General features: G+C 67.4%; 26 protein-coding genes. 1 reads left to right on the top strand and 25 read right to left on the bottom strand.

The window, feature by feature from the left end:
- Positions 1 to 126: 126 nt before the first annotated feature.
- Complete coding sequence (locus PCA_RS03590; protein ID WP_255436622.1) at positions 127 to 903, bottom strand: c-type cytochrome; 777 nt, start codon at positions 901 to 903, stop codon at positions 127 to 129.
- Positions 904 to 995: 92 nt separating this feature from the next.
- Between PCA_RS03590 and PCA_RS03585 the strand changes: the two genes are divergently transcribed.
- A complete protein-coding gene (locus PCA_RS03585) occupies positions 996 to 2,597 on the top strand; it encodes an amidase (protein WP_181301033.1) in 1,602 nt (533 codons plus the stop codon).
- A 19-nt stretch (positions 2,598 to 2,616) separates the two neighbouring features.
- Here PCA_RS03585 and PCA_RS03580 read toward each other — a convergent pair whose 3' ends face one another.
- From PCA_RS03580 to rpsC, 24 genes are all read right to left on the bottom strand, one after another.
- The gene (locus PCA_RS03580; RefSeq protein WP_181301031.1) at positions 2,617 to 3,429 is read right to left on the bottom strand and encodes a hypothetical protein; all 813 of its coding nucleotides are present in this window, start codon (positions 3,427 to 3,429) and stop codon (positions 2,617 to 2,619) included.
- Between the two features lie 110 nt (positions 3,430 to 3,539).
- A complete protein-coding gene (lepB, locus tag PCA_RS03575; protein ID WP_181301029.1) occupies positions 3,540 to 4,211 on the bottom strand; it encodes a signal peptidase I in 672 nt (223 codons plus the stop codon).
- 106 nt (positions 4,212 to 4,317) lie between these two features.
- Entirely contained in the window at positions 4,318 to 5,679 is a 1,362-nt protein-coding gene (locus PCA_RS03570) for a 3-deoxy-7-phosphoheptulonate synthase class II (protein ID WP_181301150.1), read from the bottom strand.
- Positions 5,680 to 5,684: 5 nt separating this feature from the next.
- Positions 5,685 to 6,206: a disulfide bond formation protein B gene (locus PCA_RS03565; RefSeq protein WP_181301148.1), complete on the bottom strand. Its 522-nt coding sequence runs from the start codon at positions 6,204 to 6,206 to the stop codon at positions 5,685 to 5,687.
- A 158-nt stretch (positions 6,207 to 6,364) separates the two neighbouring features.
- Positions 6,365 to 6,748: a 50S ribosomal protein L17 gene (gene rplQ, locus PCA_RS03560; protein ID WP_181301027.1), complete on the bottom strand. Its 384-nt coding sequence runs from the start codon at positions 6,746 to 6,748 to the stop codon at positions 6,365 to 6,367.
- Positions 6,749 to 6,994: 246 nt separating this feature from the next.
- Positions 6,995 to 7,993 (bottom strand): DNA-directed RNA polymerase subunit alpha, encoded by a 999-nt coding sequence (gene rpoA, locus PCA_RS03555; RefSeq protein ID WP_181301024.1) that lies wholly within the window; start codon positions 7,991 to 7,993, stop codon positions 6,995 to 6,997.
- A gap of 15 nt (positions 7,994 to 8,008) precedes the next feature.
- Positions 8,009 to 8,635: a 30S ribosomal protein S4 gene (gene rpsD, locus PCA_RS03550; RefSeq protein ID WP_181301022.1), complete on the bottom strand. Its 627-nt coding sequence runs from the start codon at positions 8,633 to 8,635 to the stop codon at positions 8,009 to 8,011.
- Between the two features lie 12 nt (positions 8,636 to 8,647).
- Positions 8,648 to 9,034 carry a 30S ribosomal protein S11 gene (gene rpsK, locus PCA_RS03545; RefSeq protein ID WP_007513384.1) on the bottom strand — a complete coding sequence of 129 codons (387 nt, stop codon included), beginning with the start codon at positions 9,032 to 9,034 and terminating at the stop codon, positions 8,648 to 8,650.
- Positions 9,035 to 9,046: 12 nt separating this feature from the next.
- Positions 9,047 to 9,403, bottom strand: coding sequence for a 30S ribosomal protein S13 (gene rpsM / locus PCA_RS03540; RefSeq protein ID WP_181301015.1), 357 nt, complete (start codon positions 9,401 to 9,403; stop codon positions 9,047 to 9,049).
- A 136-nt stretch (positions 9,404 to 9,539) separates the two neighbouring features.
- On the bottom strand, positions 9,540 to 10,862 hold the full coding sequence (gene secY, locus PCA_RS03535) for a preprotein translocase subunit SecY (protein WP_181301013.1): 1,323 nt from the start codon (positions 10,860 to 10,862) through the stop codon (positions 9,540 to 9,542).
- 4 nt (positions 10,863 to 10,866) lie between these two features.
- Complete coding sequence (gene rplO, locus PCA_RS03530) at positions 10,867 to 11,304, bottom strand: 50S ribosomal protein L15 (protein ID WP_343204401.1); 438 nt, start codon at positions 11,302 to 11,304, stop codon at positions 10,867 to 10,869.
- Positions 11,304 to 11,501 (bottom strand): 50S ribosomal protein L30, encoded by a 198-nt coding sequence (rpmD, locus tag PCA_RS03525; RefSeq protein WP_181301009.1) that lies wholly within the window; start codon positions 11,499 to 11,501, stop codon positions 11,304 to 11,306. Before rpmD ends, rplO begins: the two co-directional genes overlap by 1 nt.
- A complete protein-coding gene (gene rpsE / locus PCA_RS03520; protein ID WP_181301007.1) occupies positions 11,494 to 12,003 on the bottom strand; it encodes a 30S ribosomal protein S5 in 510 nt (169 codons plus the stop codon). Before rpsE ends, rpmD begins: the two co-directional genes overlap by 8 nt.
- 110 nt (positions 12,004 to 12,113) lie before the next feature.
- Positions 12,114 to 12,473, bottom strand: a complete 360-nt coding sequence (rplR, locus tag PCA_RS03515; RefSeq protein WP_181301005.1) for a 50S ribosomal protein L18 — start codon at positions 12,471 to 12,473, stop codon at positions 12,114 to 12,116.
- 91 nt (positions 12,474 to 12,564) lie between these two features.
- Entirely contained in the window at positions 12,565 to 13,092 is a 528-nt protein-coding gene (gene rplF / locus PCA_RS03510) for a 50S ribosomal protein L6 (RefSeq protein WP_181301003.1), read from the bottom strand.
- Between the two features lie 10 nt (positions 13,093 to 13,102).
- Complete coding sequence (gene rpsH, locus PCA_RS03505) at positions 13,103 to 13,498, bottom strand: 30S ribosomal protein S8 (protein ID WP_181301001.1); 396 nt, start codon at positions 13,496 to 13,498, stop codon at positions 13,103 to 13,105.
- Between the two features lie 218 nt (positions 13,499 to 13,716).
- Entirely contained in the window at positions 13,717 to 14,022 is a 306-nt protein-coding gene (gene rpsN / locus PCA_RS03500; RefSeq protein ID WP_181300999.1) for a 30S ribosomal protein S14, read from the bottom strand.
- Between the two features lie 34 nt (positions 14,023 to 14,056).
- Entirely contained in the window at positions 14,057 to 14,596 is a 540-nt protein-coding gene (gene rplE, locus PCA_RS03495; RefSeq protein WP_181300992.1) for a 50S ribosomal protein L5, read from the bottom strand.
- An 11-nt stretch (positions 14,597 to 14,607) separates the two neighbouring features.
- Entirely contained in the window at positions 14,608 to 14,922 is a 315-nt protein-coding gene (rplX, locus tag PCA_RS03490; protein ID WP_181300990.1) for a 50S ribosomal protein L24, read from the bottom strand.
- Between the two features lie 14 nt (positions 14,923 to 14,936).
- On the bottom strand, positions 14,937 to 15,305 hold the full coding sequence (gene rplN / locus PCA_RS03485; protein ID WP_007513359.1) for a 50S ribosomal protein L14: 369 nt from the start codon (positions 15,303 to 15,305) through the stop codon (positions 14,937 to 14,939).
- A 15-nt stretch (positions 15,306 to 15,320) separates the two neighbouring features.
- Complete coding sequence (gene rpsQ / locus PCA_RS03480) at positions 15,321 to 15,581, bottom strand: 30S ribosomal protein S17 (protein WP_181300988.1); 261 nt, start codon at positions 15,579 to 15,581, stop codon at positions 15,321 to 15,323.
- Between the two features lie 12 nt (positions 15,582 to 15,593).
- Entirely contained in the window at positions 15,594 to 15,779 is a 186-nt protein-coding gene (gene rpmC, locus PCA_RS03475; RefSeq protein ID WP_181300986.1) for a 50S ribosomal protein L29, read from the bottom strand.
- 1 nt (position 15,780) lies between these two features.
- Positions 15,781 to 16,194, bottom strand: coding sequence for a 50S ribosomal protein L16 (rplP, locus tag PCA_RS03470; protein WP_181300984.1), 414 nt, complete (start codon positions 16,192 to 16,194; stop codon positions 15,781 to 15,783).
- An 11-nt stretch (positions 16,195 to 16,205) separates the two neighbouring features.
- Positions 16,206 to 16,979: a 30S ribosomal protein S3 gene (gene rpsC, locus PCA_RS03465; protein WP_181300983.1), complete on the bottom strand. Its 774-nt coding sequence runs from the start codon at positions 16,977 to 16,979 to the stop codon at positions 16,206 to 16,208.
- Positions 16,980 to 16,988 lie beyond the last annotated feature (9 nt).

Here is a 16,988-nt window from a genome sequence, read left to right as displayed (position 1 = left end):
AACAGCGAAGCTGGTCGTCCAGTGCCTTGGGGACGACGAGCAAAACCAGGCCATCCCCGGCGCGCCCCGTGCGACCCGAACATCGATGCCCAGGTGCCGCGTCGAAACACGCGCGACACGACAAACTCACGTCCCCGCCTTCCCGTCCGCCAGCACGCCGCAGCGCAGCGGCGGCTGCACGCTGCCGGCCGGCTGCGCGTGCATGTCGGCCGGCAGTTCGCGGCTGGCCAGCCATGCCGCCACCGCGGTGATGTCGGACTCGCTGAGGCGTCCGGCCACTTCGGCCATGCAATCCGGCGCCACGGTGGCGCGGGTGTGCGTGCGCCAGGCGCCGAGCTGGGCGCTGATGTAGTCGTAAGGCAGGCCGACCAGGCCGGGGATGTCGGGTTCGACGCCGGTGAGCTGGTTGCCGTGGCATTGCTGGCAGGCCGGAATGCGGCGCGCCGGATCGCCCGCGCTCACCAGCTGCTCGCCGCGCTGCAGCGTGGCGGCGGGCAACGCCGGCAATGCGGAGCGTGCATACGGCACCTGCTGCGCGGCGAAGTACCCGGCGATCTCGCGCAGATAGGCCGGGTCCAGCCCGCGCACCGTGTATTCCATGGGCGCGTACTTGCGCAGGCCGTTCTGGAAATCCTGCAATTGCCGCTCGATGTACACGGCCGGCTTGCCGGCCAGGCGGGGAAAGAAGCCGCTGTCGGGCGAACCCTCGCCATGCACGCCATGGCAGCCGGTGCAGGCGGCGATGCGTTGCTGCAAGGTGTCCGGCACCGGCGGCGACACCGGGGATCCCGCGGGCGCGGCCGCGAACGCCGGCGCCAGCAGCAGCGCGAACCCGAGCAGGGACACGCAGCGCAAGGCGCGCATGGCGACGGCAGGTGTCAGGCAACGCAGGTGCAGGTTCATCGGTCGAGTATAGGCAAATCCGGCACCTGTCGCGGCGCCGCGGATTATGCTTTGGCTGGCGCGCCACCTCGCCTCGCGCCCCGGGGGATGCCATGCCACGCCGACTGTTCGCCCGTACCCTGCTCGCCACCACCCTGCTCGCCGGCATGCCGCTGTGCGCGCAGGAGCACGACGATGCCTGGGCCTCCATCGCCCGGTTGCAGCAGCGCATGGACGACGGCGCACTGGACAGCCACGCGCTGACGCAGCAATTCCTCGACCGCATCCACCGGATCGACCAGAACGGCCCCGCGCTGCACGCGGTGCTGGAAACCAACCCCGACGCATTGAAGATCGCCGCCGCGCTCGACGCAAAACGCAGCAAGGCGCACGGCCCGCTCTACGGCATCCCCGTGCTGTTGAAGGACAACATCGACACCGGCGACCGCGAGTCGACCACCGCCGGCTCGCTGGCGCTGCAGGCCGCGCCGGCACCGCATGACGCCACGGTGGCGGCGAAGCTGCGCGCCGCCGGCGCCGTGATCCTCGGCAAGGCCAACCTCAGCGAGTGGGCGAACTTCCGCTCCAGCCACGCCTCCAGCGGCTGGAGCGCGGTGGGCGGCCAGACCAGGAACCCCTACGCGCTGGACCGCAATCCCTGCGGTTCCAGCGCGGGCTCGGCCGCCGCGGTGGCCGCCGGGCTTGCCACGGCGGCGGTCGGCACCGAGACCGACGGCTCGATCATCTGCCCCGCCGCCATGAACGGGCTGGTGGGCATCAAGCCCACGCTGGGCCTGGTCAGCCGCGCCGGCATCGTGCCGATCAGCCACAACCAGGACACCGCCGGCCCGATCGCGCGCAGCGTGGCCGATGCCGCCGCACTGCTGGGCGCGATCGCCGGCAGCGACCCGCGCGACCCGGCCACCGCCGAGGCCGACCGGCACGCCACCGACTACACGAAATTCCTCGACCCCGACGGCCTGAAAGGCAAGCGCATCGGCGTGGTGCGCGAACTGGCCGGCAACGAGCCGAATGCCGACCGCGTGCTGGACGCGGCGATCGCCACGATGAAGGCGCAGGGCGCGATCGTCGTCGATCCGGTGAAGCTGCCGCACCTGCGCGAACTCGGCGACGCCGAGATGACCGTGATGCTGTACGACTTCAAGCACGACATCGACGCCTACCTCGCCACGCGCACCGGCCTGGCCGTGCACACGCTGGCCGACCTGATCGCCTTCGACAAGGCGCACGCCGCGGAGGAGATGCCGTGGTTCGGGCAGGAGCTGTTCGAGCAGGCCCAGGCCAAGGGCCCGCTCAGCGACGCGGCCTACCGCGAGGCGCTGGCCAAGGCGAAACGACTGTCCGGCCCCGAGGGCATCGATGCGGCGCTCAAGGCACAGCACCTCGACGCACTGCTCGCGCCGTCGTGGGGCCCGGCCTTCGTGACCGATCCGGTGCTGGGCGACCACATCGTCAGCGGCGACCCGACCATCGGCGGCGTGTCGCAGCCGGCCGCGGTGGCGGGCTATCCCTCGATCACCGTGCCCGCGGGCTGGGCGCACGGGCTGCCGGTAGGCATCGTGCTGTTCGGCGCGAAGTGGAGCGAACCCGCGCTCATCGGCATCGCCTACGGCTTCGAGCAGCACACGCACGCATGGCAGCCGCCGAAATTCCTCGACACCGTGGGCGGCAAGCCGGTGGCGCCGGGACGCTGAGCACGCACGCCGCCGGGGCTCAATGCAGGTACAGCGTGGGCCCCAGCACCAGGGCGAACGCCAGCGTCGTCGCCAGGCCGGCGACCAGCAGCGCGGGATGCCGGGCTATGCGGAACGCGGCGGGCGCTTCCGGCCGCACCGGCCCATAGGCCACGTTGAACAGGCCCGCCGTGCCGCCGAACGAGGCGGCCACCGCGGACAACAGCGTGATCACGATGCCGTGCGGATTCAGCAGCCCCACCAGCAGCGCGCTGACGCCGCCCACGATGTACACGGTCAGCGCCACCTGCCGGCGCGTGCGCGCCGCCTGCTCGCCGCCGCCCAGCATCGCGCCCAGGCTGCGGATCGCCAGCTTCACCACGCCGATGTAGGCGACCAGCCCCACTGCCGTCAGCACGATGCGCCACAGCCACGGCGCCGGCAGCGGCCCTATCCCGCCGCCCTCGCCAGGGCCCCAGTCGCCGAAACCGCTGACGCCGGAGAACAGCCAGTAGCCGGCCGCCACCATGCCCTTCACCACGAACACGATCCACAGCGCGAGCCGCGGCAACGGCCGCGTGCTGCGGCGCCAGGCGAGAAAGGCCAGCACCGCGAGCAGCACGTCCATGCCGGTGCCGGCCATCGCCACCAGCCGCCCGGGCCAGCCGACCGCACCGGGACATTCGATGTAGTACGCGCCCAGCTCGCTGGGTCGCTGGCCCAGCGCGACGCAGCTGAGCGCATGGCCGCCCAGCTCGTGCGCCATGGTCAGCAACGGCAACAGCAGCAGGCTCAGCCCGACCAGGGTCCAGCGGTCGATCAACGGCAACGGCGCGGCGGCGTTCGTGGACATGGCGCTACTCCCGGTGGCGTGGTCATCCTCCGGGATGGCCGGCCGGTGCACAAGCCGCGCGCATCAGGTATCCGCGATGACGATGGTCACCGGCTGCCGGCGCGCGGGCGTCAATCCAGCGACGCGCCGAAGCGGCCGCTGCGCGGGAGGTAGTGGCGGGCGGGGTCCAGCGAGATCGCCACGTAGCGCGTGCGCCCCACGATCTCGTCGCGCGGCACGAAGCCGAAGTAGCGCGAATCCATGCTGTCGTCGCGGTTGTCGCCCATCAGCAGGTAGCGCCCGGCCGGCACCGCGACCGGGCCGAAGCTGCTGACCGGTCCCGGCCAGCGCGACAGGCGCACCAGGTGATGCAGGCGGCCCAGGTCCTCGCTGGCGTAGCTGGCCGGGTTGTCGCGGTCCGCGGCCACGCCGGCAACCATGGCCGGCTGGTAGCTCGCGCGCTGCCCGTTCACCCACAGCACGTTCTGCCGCAGCGCCACCACATCGCCCGGCACGCCGATCACCCGCTTCACCAGCCGCTCGCCGGCGGCGCTGGAATCGGCGATCACGATGTCGCCGCGCTGCGGGTCGGCGACGTGGTACAGCGAGAGATGCGTGAACGGCACGCGCAGGTCGTAGGCGGCGCGGTTCACGAAGATGCGGTCGCCGATGCGGATGGTGGGCAGCATGGAGCCGCTGGGCACCACGTTCCAGTCCGCCACGGCGCTGCGGAACATGAACATGCACAGCAGGAACACGATGAAGCCGCGGTTGCGCTGCAGGAATGCCTTGAATGAGCGCATGGTCGATGTCCCCTCTGCCCCGGGCCCGCGACGCGGGCCATCCCGCAGAATGACCGCGTCCGCGCCCGACAGGTTCCCCGCCGCCCCGCACCGGCGGCCCGCGGGATCAGTCCGCGTGCACGCCCGCCGACTTGCGCACGATCAGCATCGCCAGTTCCAGCGACTGCTCGTAGTTCAGGCGCGGATCGACCATGGACTTGTAGGCGCGCTCCAGGTCGGCCTCGCCCAGCCCGCGCGCGCCGCCGGTGCATTCGGTGACGTCCTCGCCGGTGAGTTCCAGGTGCACGCCGCCCAGCCGCGTGCCGGCGGCAGCGTGGATGTCCAGCGCCTGGTCCAGTTCGCCGCGGATGTTGTCGAAGCGACGCGTCTTGTAGCCGTTGGACGTGCTCTCGGTGTTGCCGTGCATGGGATCGGCCACCCACAGCACGCGCCGCCCCTCGCGCTTCACCGCCTCCAGCAGCGGCGGCAGCGCGTCGGCGATCTTCGCGTTGCCCATGCGGTGGATCAGGCTGAGCCGGCCCGGCTCGTCGTGCGGGTTCAGCGCGTCGATCAGCGGCAGCAACTGTTCCGCGGTGACCGTGGGGCCGACCTTCACCGCGACCGGGTTGCGGATGCCGCGGAAGTACTCCACGTGCGCGCCGTCCAGCGCCGCGGTGCGCATGCCGATCCACGGGAAGTGGGTGGAGAGGTTGAACCAGCCCGGGTGGCGCGGCACCTGGCGGGTCAGCGCCTGCTCGTAGTGCAGCAGCAGCGCCTCGTGCGAGGTGAAGAAGTCCACCTTGGAGAAGCCGGCGATCGGCCCGGCCAGGGTTTCCATGAAACGCAGCGAATCGCCGATGCCGGCCACCATGCGGCGGTACTCGGCGGCCAGCGGCGAGTGCTCGACCCAGGCCAGATCCCAGTACTCGGGGTGGTGCAGGTCGGCGAAGCCGCCGTCGATCAGCGCGCGCACGAAGTTCATGGTCAGCGCGGAATGGGCGTGGGCGCGGATCAGCCGCTGCGGATCGGGGCGGCGCGCGGCGGCGGTGAAGCCGGGGCTGTTGACCACGTCGCCGCGGAAGCTGGGCAGGGTCACGCCGTCGCGCGTCTCGGTGTCGGCCGAGCGCGGCTTGGCGTACTGCCCCGCGAACCGCCCCACCCGCAGCACCGGCTGCTTCAGGCCGTGCACCAGCACCAGGCTCATCTGCAGCAGCACCTTGAGCCGGTTGGAGATGATGGGGCTGCTGCAGTCGGCGAAGCTCTCGGCGCAGTCGCCGCCCTGCAGCAGGAAACGCCGGCCTTCCTGCGCCTCGGCCAACGCCTGCTTCAGCGCCAGCACCTCCCACGAGGTCACCAGCGGGGGCAGCCCCGCCAGTTGCGTGGTGGCCTGCGCCAGCTCGGCGGCGTCCTCGTACTGCGGCTGCTGCAGCGCCGTGCGGCCCTGCCACGAGGCAGGCGTCCAGTCGGCGGCAAATACCGCTGGCGACATCCCGTTCATCGACGTGCTCCCTTCGGGCGACGCGCACCGGCCACGACCGCCCAGGCGCCCAGCAGGACGAACCAGATCAGCGACCACCACGGCATCGAAAGGCCCAGGATGGGCTGCACCGCGGCGCACTCGCCGGAGCCGCTGAGCACCTTGAGCAGCACGCCGACCAGGCCGCCGTTGCCGGCACGGGTTTCCAGCAGGTAGCCCAGCGGCGCGCCACAGCTCGGCACCTGGCCGGGCGGCAGCGACTGTATCCACAGATGCCGCGTGGCGATGCCGATGCCGACCAGCGCGACCAGCACCAGCAAGCCCACGTAGACCCAGCGGCCACCGCCGCGCGGCGCATGCAGGCCGCCCAGCAGGAACACCACGCCCAGCGCCATGAACACCACGCGCTGCAGGATGCACAGCGGGCACGGATCCATCTGCAGCACGTATTGCGCGTACAGCGCAAAACCGATCAGGGCGGCGCAGACCAGGAAACCGGCCAGCAGGCTGACGCGAAACGAGCAACGCAAGGGGTTCATGGACGGCATGGCAAGGAGCGGAAACATGACATTACCCGCTTGCCGGCTGACTGTCAGCATCGGGGCAACGCACGTCTTGACGCAGACATGAAAAACCCCGGCAGGTCGCCCGGCCAGGGTTCTCGTTCGGACGTCTGGAAGTCCGTATGTGCGGACGCTTACTCGGCGTCGACCGCTTCGGCCTGCGGACGGCCGACCAGCTCGACATAGGCCATCGGCGCGTTGTCGCCGTCGCGGAAGCCGCACTTCAGGATGCGCAGGTAGCCGCCGGGACGCTCGCGGTAACGCGGGCCCAGCTCCACGAACAGCTTGCCCACCGCTTCCTTGTCGCGCAGGCGCGCGAAGGCGAGGCGGCGGTTGGCGACGCCGTCGGTCTTGGCCAGGGTGATCAGCGGCTCGGCGACGCGGCGCAGTTCCTTGGCCTTGGGCAGGGTGGTGCGGATCAGCTCGTGCTTGAACAGCGAGGAAGCCATGTTCTTGAACATCGCTTCGCGGTGGGCGCTGGTGCGGTTGAGCTTGCGACCGGATTTCATGTGGCGCATGGCGGAATACTCTCTCTAAGGGTCTGTTGTTATGAAGCGCCGGCACCTGTGTCCGACACCCCGCGGTTGCCCGCTTTTATGGCCTCGTCAAAACCAAGGCTCTTTTTAAGCATCCCCACCGGAGCGACAGCTCTCGTGAGGAGTGCGGCCATGGATGGCCGCTTTTGGCGCTTGGCCAGGGCGCTATGCACGCCCTGGCCAAGATTGAGCTACACGGCGATCAAGGACGATCGCACCAGTGACTCATCAACCAAGCTGCATGCCGTGCGAGAGGCCGGCCGGCGGCCAGTTCTCGAGCTTCATGCCCAGGGCCAGGCCGCGCGAGCCAAGGACGTCCTTGATCTCGGTGAGCGACTTCTTGCCCAGGTTCGGGGTCTTCAGCAGCTCGACCTCGGTCTTCTGCACCAGGTCGCCGATGTAGTAGATGCTCTCGGCCTTCAGGCAGTTCGCCGAACGCACGGTGAGCTCCAGATCGTCGATCGGGCGCAGCAGCAGCGGGTCGAAACCGCTCTTCTCGGCCTTGTCGGTGGCGCTCTCGCGACGCGAGAAATCGCCGAATACCGACAGCTGGTCGTTGATGATCTCGGCCGCCTTGCGCACCGCATCCTCGGCGCCGATGGTGCCGTTGGTCTCGATGTCCAGCACCAGCTTGTCGAGGTTGGTGCGCTGCTCGACGCGAGCGGCGTCCACTTCGTAGGCCACGCGCAGCACCGGCGCGAACGACGCGTCCAGCTGCAGGCGGCCGATCGGGCGAGCCTCGTCGTCCGGATGGACGCGCGAGCTGGCCGGCTGGTAACCCACGCCGCGACGCACCTTGAGGCGCATGTTGAGCGCGATGTCCTTGGTCAGGTGGCAGATCACGTGCTCGGGGTTGATGATCTCCACCGAGTGGTCGACGACGATGTCGCCGGCCGTGACCACGCCCTTGCCCTTCTTGGACAGGGTCAGGGTGACCTCGTCGCCGGTGTGCTGGCGGATCGCCACGTCCTTGAGGTTCAGCAGGACTTCGATCACGTCCTCCTGCAGGCCCTCGAGCGTGGTGTATTCGTGCAGCACGCCGTCGATCTCGACCTCGACGATGGCGCTGCCGGGGATCGAGGAAAGCAGCACGCGCCGCAGCGCGTTGCCCAGGGTGTGGCCGAAGCCGCGCTCGAGCGGCTCGACCACCACCTTGGCGCGATTGGCTCCGAGCTGTTCGACGCTGAGGCCGCGTGGCCGCAGCACGCTAGTTGACGAAACTGCCATGCAGAGCTCCGGTGATTACTTCGAATAAAGCTCGACGATCAACGCTTCGTTGATGTCGGTCGGCAGGTCGCCGCGATCCGGCACCGCCTTGAACGTGCCTTCGAACTTCTTGCTGTCGACCTCGACCCAACCCGGACGCAGGTCCATGGTGTCGAACACGGTCGACGCTTCCTGCACGCGCAGCTGGGTGCGGGCGCGCTCGGTCAGCGCGATCGCGTCGCCAGGCTTGACCTGGTAGGACGGGATGTTGACCTTCTTGCCGTTGACCAGCACCGCCTTGTGCGAAACCAGCTGGCGGGCCTGGGCGCGGGTGACCGCGAAGCCCATGCGGTAGACGACGTTGTCCAGGCGGCTCTCGAGCAGGCGCAGCAGGTTCTCGCCGGTGTTGCCCTTGAGGGTCGACGCCTTGGTGTAGTAGTTGCCGAACTGACGCTCGAGCACGCCGTAGATGCGCTTGACCTTCTGCTTCTCGCGCAGCTGGACGGCGTAGTCGGACATGCGCATGCGCTTGTTGGCGCCATGCTGGCCGGGCTTGTTCTCCAGCTTGCACTTGGAGTCGATCGCGCGGGCCGGGCTCTTCAGGCTGAGATCAGCGCCTTCGCGGCGGGCGAGCTTGCAGGTAGCTCCACGATAACGGGCCATGGTGACTACTCCTTAGACTCGACGCTTCTTGGGGGGACGGCAGCCGTTGTGCGGGATCGGCGTGACGTCGATGATGTTGAGCACCTTGTAACCCAAGGCGTTCAGCGAACGCACGGCCGACTCGCGACCCGGGCCCGGACCCTTGATGCGCACTTCCACGGTCTTCACGCCGTAGTCGCCGGCGGCACGGCCAGCCTTTTCGGCGGCGACCTGGGCAGCGAACGGGGTCGACTTGCGCGAACCGCGGAAACCCGCGCCGCCGGCAGTCGCCCACGACAGGGCGTTGCCCTGGCGGTCGGTGATGGTGACGATGGTGTTGTTGAAGGAGGCCTGCACGTGGGCCACGGCATCCGTGACAACGCGCTTGATCTTCTTCTTGGTCTTGACAGGCTTGGCCATATTCTCGATCCGTTACTTCTTGATGGCGCGACGCGGGCCCTTGCGGGTGCGTGCGTTGGTACGCGTGCGCTGGCCGCGCACCGGCAGGCCGCGACGATGGCGCAGGCCGCGATAGCAGCCCAGATCCATCAGGCGCTTGATGGCCATGCCCACTTCGCGGCGCAGATCGCCCTCCACGACGTACTTGGCGATTTCCGCGCGAAGCTTTTCCACTTCGCCCTCACTGAGCGACTTGATCTGGGTGGTGGGAACCACGCCAGCGTCCGCGCAGACCTTCTTGGCCCGGCTGCGGCCAATGCCGTAAATGCTCTGCAGGCCAACCCAGACATGCTTCTGGACCGGCAAATTGACACCTGCGATGCGCGCCATGATGTGCTTTCTCCGAGTGCTTTCGTGCGCGGTAAACGCGCAATTTTAACCTGAATTACCTTGACAGGAAAGCCCCGCGGCGCTCAACGCCGCCAACCTTCCGGTTTTTCGACCCCTCCGTACGCACCAGCAGCCACTAGTTGCGACGGAGATTGGCCTTCTTGAGCAGACTTTCGTACTGATGGCTGACCAGATGCGCCTGCACCTGGGCCGTGAAATCCATCACCACGACCACCACGATCAGCAGCGAGGTGCCGCCGAAATAGAACGGAACATGCCAGAACTTCTGCATGAACGACGGCACCAGGCAGACCAGCACCAGGTACAGCGCGCCGACGCCGGTCAAGCGGGTCATCACGCCGTCGATGTAGCTGGCGGTGGCGCGACCCGGACGGATGCCCGGGATCAGCGCGCCGGAGCGCTTGAGGTTGTCCGCCGTCTCATCCGCGTTGAACACGATCGCGGTGTAGAAGAACGCGAAACCGATCACCAGCACCGAATACACGATGTCGTACAGCGGCTCGCCCGGGTTCAGCGCCTGGGTCAGGTCCTGCAGCCAGCGCGACTGCTGGCCCGTGCTGAACCAGCTCACCGCGGTGGCCGGGAACATCAGCAGGCTGGACGCGAAGATCGGCGGGATCACGCCCGACATGTTGATCTTCAGCGGCAGGCTGGAGCTCTGGTTCTGGTAGGCCCGCTGGCCACCGGAACGCCGCGCGTAGTTCACCGTTATTCGTCGTTGCGCGCGCTCCATGAACACGCAGAACGCGGTCACGCCCAGCACGATCGCGAACACGATCAGCAGCATCAGCACCGACAGCTCGCCGTTGCTGGACATGCCCAGGGTGTGCACCACCGCGCCCGGCAGCCCGGCCACGATGCCGGCGAAGATCAGCAGCGAGATGCCGTTGCCGATGCCGCGCTCGGTCATCTGCTCGCCCAGCCACATCAGGAACATGGTGCCGGCGGTGAGGCCCACCACCGAGGCCAGCACGAAGCCGAAGCCCGGGGTGTACACCACCGGCGCGCCGCCGGCCGCGACCTGCTTCTGCAACGCCACCGCGATGCCGAAGGACTGGAACAGCGCCAGGCCCACGGTGCCGATGCGCGTATACATCGTCATCTTGCGCTTGCCGGACTCGCCTTCCTTGCGCAGCGCCTGCAGGCTCGGGATCACCGAACCCATCATCTGCACCACGATGGACGCCGAGATGTACGGGATCACGCCCAGCGCGAACACCGAGAAACGCTCCAGCGCGCCGCCCGAGAACATGTTGAACATGTCCATCAGGCCGTTGCCCTGGACCAGGTTCGTCATCGCGTCGGGGTTCACCCCCGGCACGGGGATGAACGAACCGAGACGGAACACCACCAGCGCACCGATCACGAAGAAGATGCGCTGACGCAGTTCGGTCAGTTTGCCGAGCTTGCCGAGTGCGTTGCCCTTGGCTTGAGCCACGTGATTACTCCACGCTGCCGCCGGCCGCCTCGATGGCAGCCTTGGCGCCAGCCGTGGCCAGCAGGCCCGACAGCTTCACCGCACGACCGATTTCGCCCTTCAGCACCACCTTGACCTTCTTCGCGCGGCTGTCGATCAGGCCGGCCTGATGCAGCACGATCGCGTCGATCACGTCGGCCTTGAGGCCGGCGAGCTGGTACAGGAACACCTGCTGGCTCTCGGCCTTCAGCTTGGAGCGGAAGCCGACCTTGGGCAGGCGACGCTGCAGCGGCATCTGGCCGCCCTCGAAGCCGTACTTGTGGGTGCCGCCGGCGCGGGCGTGCTGGCCCTTGTGGCCGCGGCCGGCCGTCTTGCCGAGGCCCGAACCGATGCCGCGACCCACGCGCAGGCGCGTCTTGCGCGAACCGGCGGCGGGCTTGATGTCGTTGAGACGCATGATGATTACTCCTCGACCTGCACCAGGTAGTAAACCGTGTTGATCAGGCCACGCACCTGCGGGCTGTCCTTCAGCTCGCGGACGTCGTTGGTCTTGTTCAGGCCCAGCGCCTTGACGCTGAGACGATGCCGCGCCTGCACGCCGCGCAGGCCCTTCACCAGGCGCACGCGCACGGTGCCGGCGGTTTCGTTCTTCTTAGCCATTGCCCAGCACCTCTTCCACGGTCTTGCCACGCTTGGCGGCGATCTGCTTCGGCGAGGCGACCGCCTGCAGGCCCTTGATGGTGGCGCGCACCAGGTTGATCGGGTTGCGCGAACCGACCGCCTTGGCCAGCACGTTCTTCACGCCGACCACTTCCAGCACGGCGCGCATGGCGCCGCCGGCGATCACGCCGGTACCTTCGGAGGCCGGCTGCATGTAGACGCGGGCCGCGCCGTGGTTGGCCTTGATGGCGTACCACAGGGTGCCGTTGTTCAGGTCGATGTTGACCATGTTGCGGCGCGCGCGCTCCATCGCCTTGGAGATGGCCACCGGCACTTCACGCGCCTTGCCATAGCCGAAGCCGACCTTGCCCTCGCCGTCGCCGACCACGGTCAGCGCGGTGAAGCTCATCTGGCGGCCACCCTTCACGGTCTTGGCCACGCGGTTGACGGCAATCAGCTTCTCGAGCAGGCCGTCGGAATTTTCGCGATCGTTGGAAGACATTTATCGATTCCGTATGCCCGGACCATCCGGGGCTTTTGCTTGCGGCTGGGCCGCTTGTTGTTGTGTGTTGCTGGTACCGGGCGGAATTCAGGGAATCCCGACCCTTGCGCTTAGAACTTCAGGCCGGCCTCGCGGGCCGCATCGGCCAGCGCCTTGATGCGACCGTGGTAGCGGAAGCCGGAGCGGTCGAACGCCACCGACTCGACGCCGGCAGCCAGCGCGCGCTCGGCCACGGCCTTGCCCACCGCCGCGGCGGCGGTCAGGTTCTTGGTGCCCTTCAGGCCTTCGGCCACCGACTTCTGCAAGGTGGAGGCAGCCGCCACCACCTTGTCGCCGGAGGCGTCGAACACCTGGGCGTAGAGATGCTGGCCGGTGCGATGCACCGACAGGCGCGCCACGGCCAGCTTGCGGATGCGCGCACGCGTGGACTTGGCACGGCGCAGGCGGGATTCGTTCTTGTTCATCATCATGTTCCTCGAAAGCGGATCGGCGGTAGGTACGCAGTGCTCTTGTGAGTAGCGCGGCCATGGATGGCCGCTTCCACACGCAGGGAAAGCGTACTCAAGCCTTCTTGGCTTCCTTCAGGGTGATCTTCTCGCCGGCATAGCGGACGCCCTTGCCCTTGTAGGGCTCCGGCGCGCGGAATGCGCGGATCTTGGCGGCGACCTGGCCCACGGCCTGCTTGTCGGCGCCCTTGACCAGGATCTCGGTCTGCGACGGCGTCTCCAGGGTGATTCCCGCCGGAGCCTCGAACACCACCGGGTGCGAGAAGCCCAGGCTCAGGTTCAGCGCCTTGCCGGCCATCGATGCGCGGTAACCCACGCCGACCAGCTCCAGCTTGCGCTCGTAACCCTCGGACACGCCCTTGACCATGTTCGCCAGCAGCGCGCGGGCGGTACCGCCGAACTTGTCGTCGGCGCCCTCGGCCAGCTGGATGTTGACGGCCGAGCCGTCCACCGCGACGGACACGCCGGGCAGCGCGTGGACCGACAGCTCGCCCTTCGGGCCCTTCACGGAAACGCCGTCGGCCGCAGCCTTCAGCTCCACGCCCTTCGGCAGGTTGATCGTCTTCTTGGCAACACGTGACATCGTCGGCTCCTTAGGCGACCTGGCCGATGACTTCGCCGCCCAGGCCCTTGGCGCGGGCCTGCGCGTCGGTCAGCAGACCGGCGGACGTCGAGATGATCGAGATGCCCAGACCGCCGAGCACCTTCGGCAATTCATCCTTGCCGCGGTAGATGCGCAGGCCGGAACGGCTGACGCGGGAAATGGCCTCGATGGCCGGACGGCCCTCGAAATACTTCAGCTTGATCTCGAGCACGGGCTTGCCCTCCTCCTGGGAGGTCTGCACGTCGAGCACGTAGCCTTCGTTCTTGAGAAGGTTGGCGATGGCCACCTTCAGCTTCGACGACGGCATGCGTACCGTCGACTTGCTCATCAGCTGAGCGTTGCGGACACGCGTGAACATGTCGGCGATGGGATCAGTCATGCTCATGAAAACATCCTTCAGAGTGCACCGATATCCGATAAGACCGGAAATCTTCTAGATTGTGATGCCGACAGATCGTCGGCCTGCGTTGCGCAGACCGCCGACTATAGCAGCTTTTTCCGGTTTTGCGAACATCGGCGTGGAATGCGCCAACGGCTGCCGCCCCCGGGGCGGGCCGCCGCATCGGGCCGGACGGGCTTGCGCCCGCCGCGCCCTGTGGGGTCTTACCAGCTGGCCTTGCGCAGGCCGGGCACGTCGCCGCGCATGGTGGCTTCGCGCAGCTTGTTGCGGCCCAGGTTGAACTTCGCGTACACGGCGCGCGGACGGCCGGTCAGCGCGCAACGGGTGCGCTGGCGAACCGGGCTGGCGTCGCGCGGCAGCTTCTGCAGCTTGCCCTGGGCTTCCATCTTCTCCTCGTAGGAGGCGGTGGGGCTCAGCACGATCGCCTTCAGTTCGGCGCGCTTGGCAGCGTGCTTCTGGACGAGCTTGGTCCGCTTGATGTCGCGGTTGACCATCGAGGTCTTTGCCATATCTATTCTCTCGCGTCTATCAGTTGCAGCGCGCTTAATTGCGGAAGGGGAAGTTGAACGCTTCCAGCAACGCCTTGGCCTCGGCGTCGGTCTTCGCGGTCGTGGTGATCGCGATGTCCATGCCGCGCATCGCGTCGACGGCGTCGAAGTCGATCTCCGGGAAGATGATCTGTTCCCTCACGCCGAAGTTGAAGTTGCCGCGGCCGTCGAACGCGCGGCCCGACACGCCGCGGAAGTCGCGGGTACGGGGCAGCGAGATGTTGATCAGGCGGTCGAGGAACTCGAACATCTGGGCGCGGCGCAGGGTGACCTTGCAGCCGATCGGCCAGCCGTCGCGGATCTTGAACGAGGCCACGGAAACGCGCGCCTTGGTCGTGATCGGCTTCTGGCCCGAGATCTTCGCCATGTCGGCCACGGCGTTCTCGAGGATCTTCTTGTTGCCCGCGGCTTCGCCCACGCCCATGTTCAGCGTGATCTTGGTGATGCGGGGAACCTGCATCACGTTCTGGTAGCCGAACTTCTCGGTGAGCTTCGGCACTACCTGCTCTTTGTAAAACGTCTCAAGGCGCGTCATGTCATTAATCCTTACGCGTCCACGACCTCGCCATTCGAACGGAACACGCGGACCTTGCGCCCATCAGCGAGCGTCTTGGTGCCAACGCGTTCACCCTTGTTCGTGGCGGGGTTGAACAGCTGCACATTGGAGAGATGGATCGAAGCCTCGCGCTCGACGATGCCGCCGGCCTGGTTGGCCTGCGGATTCGGCTTGGTGTGGCGCTTGACCAGGTTCACGTTGGAGACGAACACGCGGTCGTCTGCAACACGCAGCACTTCGCCGCGCTGACCCTTGTTCTTGCCGGCGATCACGAGGACCTGATCGCCTTTGCGGATACGGTTCATGTTCTTGACTCCGCTCAGAGCACTTCGGGCGCGAGCGAGACGATCTTCATGAACTTCTCGCTGCGCAGCTCGCGGGTGACCGGCCCGAAGATACGGGTGCCGATCGGCTCGAGCTTGTTGTTGAGGAGCACCGCTGCATTGCCGTCGAAACGGATCAGCGAGCCATCGGGACGGCGGACGCCCTTGGCGGTACGCACCACCACGGCATTGTACACCTCGCCCTTCTTCACCTTGCCGCGGGGAATGGCATCCTTCACGGTGACCTTGATCACGTCGCCGATCGCGGCGTAACGGCGCTTGGAGCCGCCGAGCACCTTGATGCACATCAGTTCCTTGGCACCGCTGTTGTCCGCCGCGGAGAGCGTGCTTTGCATCTGGATCATGTCTGCACCCTCCTCTTAGACGGCCGCGCGGGTGACGATTTCGACCACGCGGTGATGCTTGGTCTTGGACAGCGGACGGCACTCGGCGATGCGCACCAGGTCGCCCTCGTTCGCGCCGAGGTCGTCCTGCGCATGCAGCTTGGTCGACCGGCGCACGATCTTGCCCAGCAGGCCGTGCTGCACCTGGCGCTCGATCAGGACGGTGACCGTCTTGTCCATCTTGTTGCTGATGACGCGGCCCTCGAGGGTGCGCGCCTGCTTCTGGTTGTCGCTCATGTCGGCGGTCCCTTACTTCTTGCCGCCGAGCACGAACTTCGTGCGGGCGATGTCGCGCCGGACGCGGCGCAGCTGATGCGGCTGGCTGAGCTGGCCGGCACCCTTCTGCATGCGCAGGTTGAACTGCTCCTTGCGCAGGTCCAGCAGGTGCTGATTGAGCTCTTCGGCCGACTTGGTGGTCAGATCTTTGATGGCCATGTCACATCACCGCCCGGGTCACGAACTGGGTCTGCACCGAGAGCTTGGCGGCGGCCAGGCGGAACGCCTCGCGTGCCGAAACCTCGTCGATGCCCTCGATTTCATAAAGCATGCGGCCGGGCTGGATCGGGGCGACCCAGAACTCCACGCCGCCCTTGCCGGCGCCCATACGCACTTCGATCGGCTTCTTGGTGATCGGCTTGTCGGGGAACACGCGGATCCACAACTTGCCGCCGCGCTTCACGAAGCGGGTGATGCAACGGCGGCCGGCCTCGATCTGGCGCGCGGTGAGCGCGCCGTGGGTGGTCGCCTTCAGGCCGAATTCGCCGAAGCTCACGAGGTTGGCGCACTGCGCCAGACCGTCGTTGCGGCCCTTGAACTGCTTGCGGTATTTGGTTCGCTTGGGTTGCAGCATGGCAACTCTCCTTACTTCGCCGCGCGGTCGCGACGGCCTTCGCCATCACGACGCGAATCGCGGTCACGACGACCTTCGCCACCCTCGCGGCCTTCACGGCCCTCGCGGCGCGACGGTGCGGGGGACTCGTCCTTCGGCTCCTGGCCGATCTGGGCCACGTCGAAGACTTCGCCCTTGTAGACCCACACCTTGATGCCGATGATGCCGTACTGGGTCTTCGCTTCGGCGGTGCCGTAGTCGATGTCCGCACGCAGGGTGTGCAGCGGTACGCGGCCTTCGCGGGCCCACTCGGAACGGGCGATCTCGGCGCCGTTCAGACGGCCGGACACGTTGATCTTGATGCCCAGCGCGCCCAGGCGCATCGCATTGCCGACCGAGCGCTTCATCGCACGGCGGAACATGATGCGGCGCTCGAGCTGCTGCGCGATCGACTCGGCCACCAGCTGGGCGTCCAGCTCGGGCTTGCGCACTTCGTTGACGTTGATGTGCGTGGGGACGCCCATCAGGTCGCTGACTTCCTTGCGCAGCTTCTCGATGTCCTCGCCCTTCTTGCCGATCACCACGCCCGGACGGGCGGTGTGGATCGTCACGCGCGCGGTCTTGGCCGGGCGCTCGATCTGGATCTTCGAGATGCCGGCGGCGGCCAGCTTCTTCTTCAGCATCTCGCGGACCTTGATGTCCGCCACGAGATACTTCGCGTAGTCGCCCTTGTTGGCGTACCACTTGGCGTTCCAGTCCTTGGCGATGCCGAGGCGGATGCCGGTGGGATGAACTTTGTGACCCATCGTCTTCTT

The sequence above is a fragment of the Rhodanobacter sp. PCA2 genome, assembly GCF_013620825.1.
GTDB lineage: Bacteria > Pseudomonadota > Gammaproteobacteria > Xanthomonadales > Rhodanobacteraceae > Rhodanobacter_A.
This window is presented reverse-complemented; position numbering and strand designations above follow the sequence as displayed.

Bases quoted from the DNA above. Each gene is read 5' to 3' on its own strand.
- rpoA (WP_181301024.1), bottom strand. From the start codon at position 7,993: ATGGCAGTTTCGTCAACTAGCGTGCTGCGGCCACGCGGCCTCAGCGTC.
- rpsN (WP_181300999.1), bottom strand. From the start codon at position 14,022: ATGGCAAAGACCTCGATGGTCAACCGCGACATCAAGCGGACCAAGCTC.
- PCA_RS03585 (WP_181301033.1), top strand. From the start codon at position 996: ATGCCACGCCGACTGTTCGCCCGTACCCTGCTCGCCACCACCCTGCTC.
- rpmD (WP_181301009.1), bottom strand. From the start codon at position 11,501: ATGGCTAAGAAGAACGAAACCGCCGGCACCGTGCGCGTGCGCCTGGTG.
- PCA_RS03580 (WP_181301031.1), bottom strand. From the start codon at position 3,429: ATGTCCACGAACGCCGCCGCGCCGTTGCCGTTGATCGACCGCTGGACC.
- rpsQ (WP_181300988.1), bottom strand. From the start codon at position 15,581: ATGAGCGACAACCAGAAGCAGGCGCGCACCCTCGAGGGCCGCGTCATC.
- rpsM (WP_181301015.1), bottom strand. From the start codon at position 9,403: ATGGCGCGCATCGCAGGTGTCAATTTGCCGGTCCAGAAGCATGTCTGG.
- rplX (WP_181300990.1), bottom strand. From the start codon at position 14,922: ATGAACCGTATCCGCAAAGGCGATCAGGTCCTCGTGATCGCCGGCAAG.
- rpsC (WP_181300983.1), bottom strand. From the start codon at position 16,979: ATGGGTCACAAAGTTCATCCCACCGGCATCCGCCTCGGCATCGCCAAG.
- rplP (WP_181300984.1), bottom strand. From the start codon at position 16,194: ATGCTGCAACCCAAGCGAACCAAATACCGCAAGCAGTTCAAGGGCCGC.
- rplF (WP_181301003.1), bottom strand. From the start codon at position 13,092: ATGTCACGTGTTGCCAAGAAGACGATCAACCTGCCGAAGGGCGTGGAG.
- rplQ (WP_181301027.1), bottom strand. From the start codon at position 6,748: ATGCGCCACATGAAATCCGGTCGCAAGCTCAACCGCACCAGCGCCCAC.
- rplR (WP_181301005.1), bottom strand. From the start codon at position 12,473: ATGATGATGAACAAGAACGAATCCCGCCTGCGCCGTGCCAAGTCCACG.
- rplE (WP_181300992.1), bottom strand. From the start codon at position 14,596: ATGACGCGCCTTGAGACGTTTTACAAAGAGCAGGTAGTGCCGAAGCTC.
- rplN (WP_007513359.1), bottom strand. From the start codon at position 15,305: ATGATCCAGATGCAAAGCACGCTCTCCGCGGCGGACAACAGCGGTGCC.
- rpmC (WP_181300986.1), bottom strand. From the start codon at position 15,779: ATGGCCATCAAAGATCTGACCACCAAGTCGGCCGAAGAGCTCAATCAG.
- PCA_RS03565 (WP_181301148.1), bottom strand. From the start codon at position 6,206: ATGAACCCCTTGCGTTGCTCGTTTCGCGTCAGCCTGCTGGCCGGTTTC.
- PCA_RS03590 (WP_255436622.1), bottom strand. From the start codon at position 903: ATGAACCTGCACCTGCGTTGCCTGACACCTGCCGTCGCCATGCGCGCC.
- PCA_RS03570 (WP_181301150.1), bottom strand. From the start codon at position 5,679: ATGTCGCCAGCGGTATTTGCCGCCGACTGGACGCCTGCCTCGTGGCAG.
- rpsE (WP_181301007.1), bottom strand. From the start codon at position 12,003: ATGTCTTCCAACGATCGCGAAAATTCCGACGGCCTGCTCGAGAAGCTG.
- rpsD (WP_181301022.1), bottom strand. From the start codon at position 8,635: ATGGCCCGTTATCGTGGAGCTACCTGCAAGCTCGCCCGCCGCGAAGGC.
- lepB (WP_181301029.1), bottom strand. From the start codon at position 4,211: ATGCGCTCATTCAAGGCATTCCTGCAGCGCAACCGCGGCTTCATCGTG.
- rpsK (WP_007513384.1), bottom strand. From the start codon at position 9,034: ATGGCCAAGCCTGTCAAGACCAAGAAGAAGATCAAGCGCGTTGTCACG.
- rpsH (WP_181301001.1), bottom strand. From the start codon at position 13,498: ATGAGCATGACTGATCCCATCGCCGACATGTTCACGCGTGTCCGCAAC.